The following is a 12,011-nucleotide window of genomic DNA, read 5'->3' as shown; positions in this document are numbered from 1 at the left end:
GTTGAATAATATTCAGAAATTGAGTTACTTAAATTAATAAAACACATCGCCATTATTAATAATAGGACTGAAACAATTGAGATAATGATTTTCTTTTTCGTGTATTTCATTACTGGTGTTTAGGCATTGCCACTAACTACCTGATAAATACAATAAATCAGCCTCATCATTCAAATATATAAATAATTCCTTTCAATAGTATTCCTTATAACCCTGTAAAAAAGTTATCCATTACTTTTTCTTGTCATTTCATCGTTTTATGCTTTTCCGCCGGGTTGATAAGGCTTTCCGCCGGCGGAAAGAAGCAAAGGAACGGCGGAAAGAGGTAAAGAAGTAGCGGAAAGGAGTAAAGGAACAGCGGAAAGGAGTAAAGGAACAGCGGAAAGAAGTAAAGGAACGGCGGAAAGAAGCATGAAGGACGCGGAAAGAGTTAAGAAGGTAGCGGAAAGCATCAAGAAGAATGCGGAAAGAGTTAAGAAGGCAGCGGAAGCACTTATATAGGGAAAAGGGAAAAGAAGTAAAACTACAACTTACAACCTACAACCTTCTAAATCGTCATCGAAAACAACTGTGTCTGAGGTGTTTTGCGTTTCAATCGCAAGTCGAATGCCATGCAGATGTTGCGCACAAAAGCTTTGCCTTTTTCGGTCACGACCAAACTGTTGGGTTTAATCTGTAGCAAACCGTCGAGCTCGATTTCGTGGAGTTGGGCCAATACTTCAGGCAGCTCTTCAAAGTACATATCGTCATTTTGCCAAGAAGTGTTGAATTGGCACATCAAATTTAGAATATGTCGGCGAATGATTAAATCTTCATTGGTCAACACATGCCCACGATAAACGGGTAATTCGTTGTTGGCCAAACGAGCGTAATAAGTCTCCAGCTCTTTTTCGTTTTGGGCAAAAGCATACCAACTGTCGCTGATAGACGAAACACCCAAACCAATCATCAATTGGGTTTTAGAAGCCGTGTAGCCCATAAAATTGCGGTGGAGTTTTCCGGCTTTGAAAGCGTTATACATCGCATCGTCTTTTAAGGCAAAGTGATCCATCCCAATTTCGTGATAGCCTTTGTGTGATAACAAGGCTTTCCCCACTTCATACAACTTGCGTTTCTCTTCATCTTTTGGCACGTCTTCGTCTTTAAATCCGCGTTGGCCGTTGCCTTTAATCCATGGCACATGCGCATAACTATAAAATGCCAATCGGTTTGGAGAAAGCGAATTGGTTTTTTCAATGGTGTCAATAATATTCTCTAATGTCTGAAACGGCAAGCCAAAAACCAAATCGTGTGAAATGGAGGTATAGCCTATTTCTTTGGCCCAAAAAGTTACTTTGGCCACATTGTGAAACGACTGAATTCTGTGGATAGCAGTTTGTACTTTTTCGCTATAGTCCTGCACGCCAAAACTCACTCGGCGAAATCCTAAGTTATAAAGCGTTTGCAAATGCTCCCGTGAAGTATTGTTGGGATGGCCTTCAAAACTGAATTCATATTCAGCTGTTTTTTCGGCTTTGCTGAGAATACCGGAAATTAATTGTTCTAAATTTTTAGGCGAAAAAAAGGTAGGCGTTCCGCCGCCTAAATGAATTTCTTTGATAATGGGTTTGGCCGGAAGTATATCGCAATACAATTGCCATTCTTTTAAAACCGCTTCTATATAGGGATTCTCTACTTCATGTCGTTTGGTAATTCTTTTATGGCAACCGCAAAACGTGCACAAGCTTTCGCAAAAAGGCAAATGGATATACAAGCTGATGCCTTCAGTAGCGTTACTCTCGTTAAAACTTTGTATAAAAGTTTCCTTCCATTGGTTCGCAGAAAATGAAGCTTCTTCCCAATAGGGAACTGTCGGATAACTGGTATATCTCGGACCGGGAACGTTATATTTTTGGACTAATGAAACAGACATAACACTACTTTACAAGGACAAAAGTAGTTGGAGTTTTTTCTAATAAAAATGACAATTGTCATATGTGCCAATTATTCCTATGCAACTTTCATTCTTTGTATTCTTAGATATTGAAAATCAGTTAGTTTGTTTAAAAATAAGTGTTTTTTGAAAAGCAACTAACCGATTTTATTTGTAAATTTATTCCACTATTCTGACCTGCTTTCGCATAATGGTAATTTTTAAAATTTAATAATACTATCAATTTAAAACCTTTACCTTATGAAAAAACTAATTTTTATTGCGTTTACAATTGTCCTTTTTTTAGGATGTAAAAAAGAAGCTCCTGCAGAACCTACAGCACCGACCGCAACAGACGAACCAGCTGCCGAACAACCGGCTGAATTTGCTGACGCCAAGTATACCGAAATCGGTAAAAAACACATGGCTGCCTTAGCCAGCGGTGATGTTGACGGATGGATGGCCGATTATGCTGATAATGCCAAATATTATTGGAACGGCGGTGACAGTTTGGTAGGCAAAGCTGCTATTGACAAGTTCTGGCGAGATCGCAGAGCCAATGTGATTGAAACACTTAGTTACAAGAACGATATTTGGTTCCCAATTAAAATCAACAAACCCCAACAAATGGAAGCTCCGGGTGTATGGCTGATGTCTTGGTATGAAGTAACAGCCAAATATAAAGGCGGCTCTTCAATGACCCAATGGATGCATATTTTATATCATTTTGATGAAAATGACAAGATAGACCAAGTTAGTCATTTTGTTGACAGAGTGCCGGTTCAAGCTGCTTTGCCAAAGAAAAAATAAATACAAAACGCTGAATAGTTACTGTTCAGCGTTTTTTTTATCTCTAAATCTATCTCATCAATCAAAATAAATCAAAAGAGCAATCAACTAAACCAATAACAAAACATGAAATGAAAACAATGATTACCCTGGTATTGATGATTACTTCAAGTATCGTCTTTGCCCAAAAGAAAACCAACGGAACTATTTACATTGACCATCCCTCGATTAAAGTAATCGAAGAAATGACCAAAGCCATGGTAGCCGGTGATGAGAAAAAAGTGGCCACGTATTTAGCAGATGATTTTAAAGCCTTTAATGGCGTTTCAGTCAATAAAAATGACAAAGGCCAAGACAAAGCGCAGTTCTTAAAAAGCGTCGGATTTTGGAAAGCGGAGTTTGATTACTTAAGTATTACTAATTCGCCGGGAGCATACCCGGATGCTTTAGAATACAAAAAAGACAATGATAAAGACGAAGTGTGGGTACAAACTTGGGATGACTTAAAAGGCATGCACAAAAAAACCGGTGTTAAAATAGACATGCCCATTCACCGGATGTTTTTGCTCAACAAAGACAACAAAATCAAAACCATGATAGATTACATGAACGAAAGTATTTTTGATGAAATAGGCGACAGCTTTGTAGAAAGAAAAAACGGAACCATCTACAATCACCATGAGTACATCAACAGTGTTAGAAAAATGCTGTATACTTTTGAAAACAAAGATTTTAAGGCTTGTTATGATTTTTATGCCGAGGATTGTCGCTTTAGAGACATCAATTCACCAAGGGATAAATCTTTTACGTTAACTGAGCAAAAAGCCAATGATGAAAAATTCTTAAAAGAGTTTGAAGTGGTTGGCATTGACGTTGTAGGTTATCCCGATTATTTGCATTACGAATTAGGCGATGCAGATTCGGTTTTGTCTTGGTGGGACTTCAGACTAATCAGAAAATCAGATAAAAAAGCCATCACTTTACCGGTATTTTACATTCACAATTTTAATGATAAAGGAAAAATATCCAGAGAAGTAATTTACTATAGTGCTAAGATTTTAGAGGAAAAATAGTTTCAAAAGTATTTAAATTTAAAGTAAAAAACCGTCTCATATTATTGAGGCGGTTTTTTTTAGGGTTTATATTTTGTGAATTTCAGAGCATAAAAAAAGGCACTCCAAACGGAATGCCTTTTCTTGGTTTTTAGTTAAATGGTTTTATCGTCTTACTACACGAACAGTTTGTATGTTATCGCCTTGAGAGACAATCACATTGTAAACACCCGAAGGATATCTTTCTCCAATAGGCGCTTTTTCTAAATCGCTTACTTTTACAGTTCTCTGTTCAACCAATCTGCCCACCATATCGTATACTTTGATGTCAATTAAGGCTGCATCAGCCGTTTTAACTTCAATCATAAAGTTGTTGGTATACGGATTTGGATAAACGGTAGCTTTGAAAGCAGTTGTTTCAATTATTCTAGCTGCCATTGGAGTGGTTATGGTACATTCTTTATCATAAGGTACGAAAGTACCATACAATTGCATAGATACCGCAACATTATAAGTGGTATCAGGAAGTAGTCCGGTAAACATGCTTAGCGTAAAGTTAGGCGTTGGACTATCTTGATATTGCTCATAATCTAATTCCCCAAATTCATCATAATGCGTCAACAAGAAGCGATAAACCGTGGCTCCTGCAAAAGGAGTGGCATTAATCACTTGTGTATAACTGCTTGCTACCAATTCACATTGAGAGGTTATGATTGCAGAGGTTGGCGGTACAGGCGTAAAGATGGAACAAACTTGTCCAAACTGTGACCAGGCGATTATATTAGCCAATTTAATTTTGATTTGAACATCCACTTTGTATTCCGTATCATAAGTTAAGAAACCTACAGGAACGGTTAGCATGGTCAAATTAAAGTTAGGTAAATTACGCTCACCGGTGTAATAGTAGATAGTTGGTGCATCAGCACGAGCTACTCTAAAACGATAGGAAATCGCAGAATTCACCGAATTGGCATTGATAGTAGAATTCATAAACAACAGTGTTGAACCACACTGAGAATTCACCACTTTCGTTGTCGCAACGTTGGTTGTTGTCAGTGTACAAGTACTGCCGTTATAGCCTTGTACTTCACCATTAACAATGGCTGCTACTTGAATAGAGTAAGAAGTACCGTAAGCATAAATATCAGTATCTGTTAATTTGAAGTGGTGTTGCACCGTATCAACGTAATCAACTTGTCCGGTAGACAAATTAGTTACTTTAAAGCGGTAACCAATCACATAGCCTGCGCCTAAATAAATCTCTGTACAATTGATGGTATTATTCAAACCGTGATTGATGCCTCCACAACTTGGAGAAAGAACATGCACCACAATTAGCGGATGACCATCATACAACGTACCATTACAGTTGTTGTCAATATTGTCAAAAGGTATTTCGGCAACACTCGGATTGATTTCAAAAACCAAATCGTTACAATCATCATCATTTACAGAATAGTTTGATTCCGGTGGCGTGTTTCCGTCAACGGCACACAATTGAACCGCAGTAGAACCTTCGGCTCCATAACCATCACCATCACCATCTACATAGAACGGGAAGGTTTCATGTCGGTCTGCCAAAGTATCATCACAATCGGTTCCGTCAACACTATATCCTTCCGGAGCATTATTAGCATCATCTGAACATAACATTACTGATGCACCGGCACCATAACCATCATCATCGTTATCAGCATAGAACGGATAAGTCAGGTAAACGATTACCGTGGTATCAGCTGATGGAGTTGAAGAACACACACCACTTTGTAAAATAGCTCTGAATTTTGTAGTTTCAGACAAAGGTCCAGATGTATAAGTATTGTTGTTGTTACCAATAGGATTCCAACTTAAGAATGGCGATGTTGAACTCTCCCATCCTAATATATCACCCGTATAACCACTTAGAGTCAGCAAAGCGCTGGTTTCCCCCGGACAAATTGAAGTACCGCCACTTACAGCTCCTCCAACAGTTGTTGGGTCAACTATAAGTCTTCCGCTTACAGAATTGGTTCCGTCCCAAAAGTAACCACCGGCGCTAGTGTAACCGCCATATTGCCATAAGCAACCATTAAGTCGGTAACGGAAAGTATAGTAATAGGTTCCGCTGGTTGGTGGAGTAAAATTATAATAGTACTCATCATTAGCAGGGCCGCCACCAAATTGATTAAAGGAAGCCGGTGACCAATTTGACCAACCTGAAGGGTTAGTATTGGTGGTGCTGTAACCAAATTGAACATCAATTCCGGCACCTTGTGCGCCTCCAACGGTTGTTACACCCGCTTCATAAACTTGTCCGTAAGCGGTCATGCTTGAACCTTGACAAATTCTGGCATTTGGAGGCCATTGTAAGTTAGCCCAATCCAAAGATTGAACGGTCAATACACCACTTACATTATTGGTACCATCCCAGGTACCACCATCCCATTGTCGGAATCCGCCATATTGCCAAGTACAACCATTTTGTCGGTATCTGAAAGTATAATAATAAGTACCCGGAACGTTTGAACTAAAGTTATAAAAGTATTCATCATTATTTGGTCCACCACCAAATTGGTTAAACGAAGCCGGTGACCAATTTGACCAGGTTGAAGGATTAGTATTCGAAGAATTGTAACCGAATTGTACTTCAATGTTAGCGCCTTGTTGGCCATTAACAGTGGTTACATTTGGCTCATAAACTTGTCCGTAAGCAGTAAAAGAACCACCCGGACAAATGGTTGCATTAGGAGGCCATTGTAAGTTGACATGATCTAACAAATCCACGGTTACCGTAAAAGTACAGCTGCTTGTGTTACCATGACCATCATCTGCAGTAGCGGTAACAGTTGTTGTACCTACAGCAAAGAATGAACCTGAGGCCGGACTATAAGTAATGTTAGCTGTACCACAATTGTCTGAAGCCGTAGCTGCAAAAGTAACTGTAGCACCACAAACACCGGCATTCATATCAACATCTATATTTCCGGGACAGTTAATTGCCGGTGGTTGATTGTCATTTACTGTAACGGTAAAATTACAACTCGTTGTATTGCCATGACCGTCATCAGCAGTAGCAGTAACGGTTGTTGTTCCTACTGCAAAGAAGGAACCCGAGGCTGGAGTGTAAGTAATGTTAGCTGTTCCACAATTATCACTTGCGGTAGCAGTAAAACTAACATTAGCACCACATTGATTGGCGGTATTATTCACAGTTATATTGGCCGGACACGCAATTGTTGGTGCTTCTGTATCATTAACGGTTACCGTTTGATTACAAGAAACCGTATTACCGGAAGCATCAGTAGCAGTCCAAGTTACGGTAGTATTTCCAAACGGGAAGGTTGGCGGAGCATTGTTGCTGATGAATTGACGATTGATTGCAATATCATCAATAATGAATCCAACGGTATCACCCCATCCGGCTGAAGGCTCAAATTTTAATTGGTGCGTAGTTTGTGTAGCCACAAAGGTGAGTGTTTCAGGTGTTAAACTGAAAACACCATTAGAACGACTAACCGTGGTATTTAAAGCTCCACCATCTAGAGTAATTACTGTCCCTACTGTTGGCGGGGCACCTGATCTTCTGGATGCTCTGAAAGTTAGCTGATAGGTTTGACCTACCACAAAACCGCTAATGCTTTGACAAAGTGTTACCGGCTCATGATCAATCTCAGCTACGGCGTTAAAAGGGTCAGAGCCACCATATCCGGCTTCTGTGCCATAAGCTTCTACATTATTGCCACATTGGTTCCAATTGTCACCACCAGAGGCAAAGCTTCCGTTAAGGGTCATTTGCGGAGCAACAGCACAATTATCTGTAACAACAGGTGCTGTTAGTGTAGCAGTACCCGAGCAAAGTCCGGGTGTGTTGCTCACAACTACTGTTGGTGCACAAGTAAGAGTTGGTGCTTCCGTATCATTAACCGTTACTGTAAAGCTGTTAATGGATACATTTCCGGAGGCATCGGTAGCCTGAAAAGTATTAATAGTGGTACCTATCGGGAACAATGCACCACTTGCTAAACCAGCGGTTTGAACAGTAGTTACCGTACAAATATCAGTAGCAACCGGAGTTATATAATTAACTATGGCTCCACAAGCACCGGTATCGTTATTGGCAACTATAGTATTAGGTACGCCCAAGAAAGGCGCTTCTGTGTCATTAACCGTAACGGTGAAACTACAGGTATTGGTATTGTTGTTTGCATCTGTCACTTGGAAGTTGTTGGTTGTAGTCCCTACCGGGAATACCGAACCACTACTCAAACCTGAAGTTTGTGTAACATTAGTACCCGCACAATTGTCATTTCCAGTTGGAGTAGTGTAATTAACTATATTTCCACAGCCTACATTGGAACGATTGTAAATTTCAAGGTTTCTGATGCAACCGTTAAAAGCACTACCATTGCTATAGTCATTGGTAGTGAAATTCAGATTTCCACCGGTTACCAATGCAGGTAGCGGTGTGCTCATAACCACAACACCATCTATTTTTAAAATGGCAGTATTGGCAGTGTAAACTAATTCACCGGTATACCATTGGTTTAGGGCCAATGTTTTGGTAGAGAATAGCGTATTAGAATTATTGTATTTAATTCCGACCTGTTGGGATGAATTTACATAAAAACCAAACCATCGGAAAGAGTTTCCTCCTAATACGATAGGGAATCTTAATCCGGATGCCGGATATCCCGACAATTTAAAGTCAACTTTCATAATAAAATTAGAAGTGTTTAAACTGCTGATAATAGGTGTTGTAGCATCTTGTCCATTAGCATTGAAACTGTATATTCCATTCAAGCACAAAGGATTTCCGGTTGTTGGAGCAGTTGTACTTCCTGCTAAAGTAACCGGACCAAAAGCTCCCACGGCATCCGTTAATGAATTTTCTAACGGGTAGGAAGCTAAAAGTGTATTGGTGTTTTTAACAATGTTAGCCGGGCAACTTACAGTGGGTGCTTCGGTATCATTAACCGTTACAGTAAAATTACAACTAGTTGTATTACCGTTGCCGTCATTGGCGGTGGCGGTTACTGTTGTAGTTCCTACTGCAAAGGTTGAACCCGAAGCCGGACTATAACTTAAGTTAGCAGTACCACAATTATCTGAAGCCGTTGCTGCAAAAGTAACATTGGCACCACATTGACCCGGCGAATTCCCTACAGTTATATTAGAAGGACAAGTTAGGGTTGGCGCTTCAGTGTCATTAACCGTTACAGTAAAATTACAACTAGTTGTATTACCGTTGCCGTCATTGGCGGTGGCGGTTACTGTTGTAGTTCCTACTGCAAAGGTTGAACCCGAAGCCGGACTATAACTTAAGTTAGCAGTACCACAATTATCTGAAGCCGTTGCTGCAAAAGTAACATTAGCACCACATTGTCCTAGGGTATTACTAACCGTAATATTGGCAGGGCAATTTATAGTTGGCACTTCCGTATCATTTACGGTTACCGTAAAGGTACAAGTATCAGTTCCGCAACCATTGGTCGCCGTAGCCGTTACTGTGGTTGTTCCTACAGGGAAGAAACTTCCAGAGGCCGGAGAGTATGATAATGTTGGTGCCAGATTACCTGTTGCGGTTGCTGCAAAAGATACATTGGCACCACATTGTCCTGAGGTATTTGATACTATGATGTTGGATGGGCAAGTAATGACAGGTGCTGTACCTACAATAACAGTGATATTTACAGTAGTGCTCGCAGAAGGGTTGAAATTATCAGTAAAAACAAAACTAATGTTATGTGTTCCCTGATTACAAGCGGCACCGGATATGGAAACCGTTGCATTAGAAGAAGTCCCGCTTGTCGTAGTTTGTGTAGTATTACACAATCCTCCGGTATTAACCACCACTGAAACGTTTTGACCGACTTCGGGTGGCAAGGCAGTTAAATTTATAGTGCCGGTTTCTCCACAAGCAATATTAATAGTATTATTAGCCGGAACTCCTGAGACTGCCGGTTGTAAATTAGTAAGTGAACCTGCAGTTAACGGATAACAGCCAAAGTCAAGATAACTAATACCGCTTGTTCCACTTAATGGTCCGCCGTAATTGGTATTATTCTGATTAAAGCGACCAATCTGTATGAAGTTAATACCATCTCCTTTGTTAATTCCGGCTGTAGCAGGAACTCCTCCAAAACCTCCTATACCGCCATTTGTGGCTGCTTCTCCTGTAGTCCATTGCATATCGCCATAATAAAAGGCAACATTATTTCCTAATCCTATCAAAGGATCATTCCCATTGGTTATTACTACCTGAAAGGTATTCAGCTTGCTAACATTTTGATTATAATAACCGACTCCCGGCCATGTAACGATTAATCTTGTTGGACTTACTTTGTACTTTACGGTGTTTCCTACTCGAGTATCAACATCTGCCCAAAATGGGGCAACCATTGGTGTATTAGTAGGAAAACCAACCGGATCAAATGAACCGGAGGGAGCTGTAAAGGTTAAATTTCCATTATTATTGATAAAAACAGTATTATAGTTTGTTCCGTATAAACTAAATTGAAATGGTAATGCAATTCCAACTGAACCATCATCATTTCCGGGGAAATTAGTATAAGTGGCATCTGGTGGAATGTAACAGTTAACAGCAGTAGATTGGGCTACGTTAGTGTTAGATCTGCTACTCAAATTGAATGCTTTATTCAATTGTTCGGCAGTATTTGTGTTTGTCTTAATAATTGGTGTAATACTGTTCTTCGAAGATGAAGCTTTAGCGGCATAATGTTCAGGACCGGGCTCAATGATAGTTTGAGCACTTGATTTGTTTATTATGAATAAACAAAATAAGGTCATTAAAAAAATGTTTGGGTGTAGTTTTGCCATGTTTGTTAGTTTAGTTTACCTACTCTTTGAAGGGATTTTCGGTTTTTTCCCAATGCACAATAGAATATAATTTCACTCTTCAAAAGAAGAATAAATGACGATGTGAGGAACAATTCAAACACAAAAGTGTCCAAACAAACATTAGTAGGTACGCGAAAAAAAATGTAGGTTGAAACGAAATCAAGCATCAATTTATGGAGGAAATTGATTTTCGTTAACAGAATGAAATGGAATTAAAGCAGCTGTTTAATTCTGAAAATAAATTTAACAATACTTTAATGGTTAAACAAAAAAAATCCGACAAACTACATTTTATAGCCGTTAAAATGACAATATTTTGTAGAACAAACGTTAATGGTTTTATAGAACTAACATAAATTTCAAAGCTATAGTTAATCAAGAATGAAGCAAAAAAAAAACCGCCACGATCCCTCGTGACGGTTTTTCCTTTATGTCATAGCATTGCTGTTATTGGTTAGGACCAAAAAGGGGCTTTTGGTGAAAACTTCTTCTCTTGACCCAATAACATTGGTTTTTTGTTATAACAAATTTGGCATTTTTTAATCAATGTTGTGTTGCACAATTTTTTCTAATTGTTATATAATTATCATCAAATGGCTGAGGTAGTGGGACAAAGCCAATTTAATAAGCCCCTTTTGTACATTGCGATTTCGTCACTAAGCAATCAAACCTTACTGTTTTACAAACTGTACTTCGGCGTTTAATTTAATGTCTTCACCCACCAATACACCACCGGTTTCTAATGCGGCATTCCAAGTTAGGCCAAATTCTTTTCTATTAATCTTACCATTTAACGCCAAACCGATTTTAGTGTTTCCCCAAGGATCTTTCATTAAACCACTGTATTCAGCCTCTAAAGTGATGTTTTTGGTCACGTCTTTAATAGTCAAATCACCACTGATTTTGTATTCGCCTTCGTTTACTTTTTTAACATCGGTGCTTTTAAAAGTCAGTTTCCCAAACTTCTCCATGTCAAAGAAATCCGCACTTCTCAGGTGATTGTCTCTGTCGTCATTTCCGGTGTTGATGGAATTCACTTCTGCAGAGAAGTTTATTGTAGCGGTTTCGAAATTTTCTTCTTCGTTTTGAATATCGGCTTCAAATGAATTGAATTTCCCCGATACGTTAGTAAACATCATGTGTTTTACTTTAAAACCTATTTCTGAATGTGTAGGGTCGATTGCCCACTTAGCTTTTGCCATTTTTTTTGTTATTTATAGTTAATGTTATTTTCAATACAACAAAGGTAAGCAGGGTGAAAGCATGGAGCACTTAATCTAGATTAAGAAGTGGCAATGGTTTGTGAAGCTTTTTATAAATACATTCGGGCACATTCTAAGACAGAAGTGGTTTTGCGTTTTTGAACTAAAGCAACAGCTGGACTTGCTCTCGATTTTTTGTTTTACCTAACGGAATACTAC

General features: G+C 39.1%; 6 protein-coding genes. 2 read left to right on the top strand and 4 right to left on the bottom strand.

The features are described from left to right. Positions 1-257: 257 nt before the first annotated feature. Both ACK4HO_RS04970 and hemN read right to left on the bottom strand, forming a co-directional pair. A complete protein-coding gene (locus tag ACK4HO_RS04970) occupies positions 258-413 on the bottom strand; it encodes a hypothetical protein (RefSeq protein WP_409663403.1) in 156 nt (51 codons plus the stop codon). Positions 414-547: 134 nt separating this feature from the next. Further along, positions 548-1,912: an oxygen-independent coproporphyrinogen III oxidase gene (gene hemN, locus ACK4HO_RS04965; RefSeq protein ID WP_409663401.1), complete on the bottom strand. Its 1,365-nt coding sequence runs from the start codon at positions 1,910-1,912 to the stop codon at positions 548-550. A 261-nt stretch (positions 1,913-2,173) separates the two neighbouring features. Between hemN and ACK4HO_RS04960 the strand changes: the two genes are divergently transcribed. Both ACK4HO_RS04960 and ACK4HO_RS04955 read left to right on the top strand, forming a co-directional pair. Next, on the top strand, positions 2,174-2,722 hold the full coding sequence (locus ACK4HO_RS04960) for a nuclear transport factor 2 family protein (RefSeq protein WP_409663398.1): 549 nt from the start codon (positions 2,174-2,176) through the stop codon (positions 2,720-2,722). 119 nt (positions 2,723-2,841) lie between these two features. Continuing rightward, positions 2,842-3,774, top strand: a complete 933-nt coding sequence (locus tag ACK4HO_RS04955) for a nuclear transport factor 2 family protein (RefSeq protein WP_409663395.1) — start codon at positions 2,842-2,844, stop codon at positions 3,772-3,774. Between the two features lie 144 nt (positions 3,775-3,918). Here the strand turns inward: ACK4HO_RS04955 and ACK4HO_RS04950 are convergent, their stop codons facing one another. Both ACK4HO_RS04950 and ACK4HO_RS04945 read right to left on the bottom strand, forming a co-directional pair. Then, entirely contained in the window at positions 3,919-10,539 is a 6,621-nt protein-coding gene (locus tag ACK4HO_RS04950) for an HYR domain-containing protein (protein WP_409663392.1), read from the bottom strand. 722 nt (positions 10,540-11,261) lie between these two features. Next, the gene (locus ACK4HO_RS04945) at positions 11,262-11,792 is read right to left on the bottom strand and encodes a YceI family protein (protein WP_409663389.1); all 531 of its coding nucleotides are present in this window, start codon (positions 11,790-11,792) and stop codon (positions 11,262-11,264) included. Positions 11,793-12,011 lie beyond the last annotated feature (219 nt).

Source organism: Flavobacterium sp. (assembly GCF_046296355.1).
Classification (GTDB): domain Bacteria; phylum Bacteroidota; class Bacteroidia; order Flavobacteriales; family Flavobacteriaceae; genus Flavobacterium.
Note: the sequence above shows the minus strand (reverse complement) of the source record. Positions and strands in the feature narration are given on the sequence as shown.

Excerpts from the sequence above, each read along its gene's own strand:
- hemN (WP_409663401.1), bottom strand. The coding sequence starts at position 1,912 with ATGTCTGTTTCATTAGTCCAAAAATATAACGTTCCCGGTCCGAGATAT.
- ACK4HO_RS04945 (WP_409663389.1), bottom strand. The coding sequence starts at position 11,792 with ATGGCAAAAGCTAAGTGGGCAATCGACCCTACACATTCAGAAATAGGT.
- ACK4HO_RS04960 (WP_409663398.1), top strand. The coding sequence starts at position 2,174 with ATGAAAAAACTAATTTTTATTGCGTTTACAATTGTCCTTTTTTTAGGA.
- ACK4HO_RS04970 (WP_409663403.1), bottom strand. The coding sequence starts at position 413 with ATGCTTCTTTCCGCCGTTCCTTTACTTCTTTCCGCTGTTCCTTTACTC.
- ACK4HO_RS04950 (WP_409663392.1), bottom strand. The coding sequence starts at position 10,539 with ATGACCTTATTTTGTTTATTCATAATAAACAAATCAAGTGCTCAAACT.
- ACK4HO_RS04955 (WP_409663395.1), top strand. The coding sequence starts at position 2,842 with ATGATTACCCTGGTATTGATGATTACTTCAAGTATCGTCTTTGCCCAA.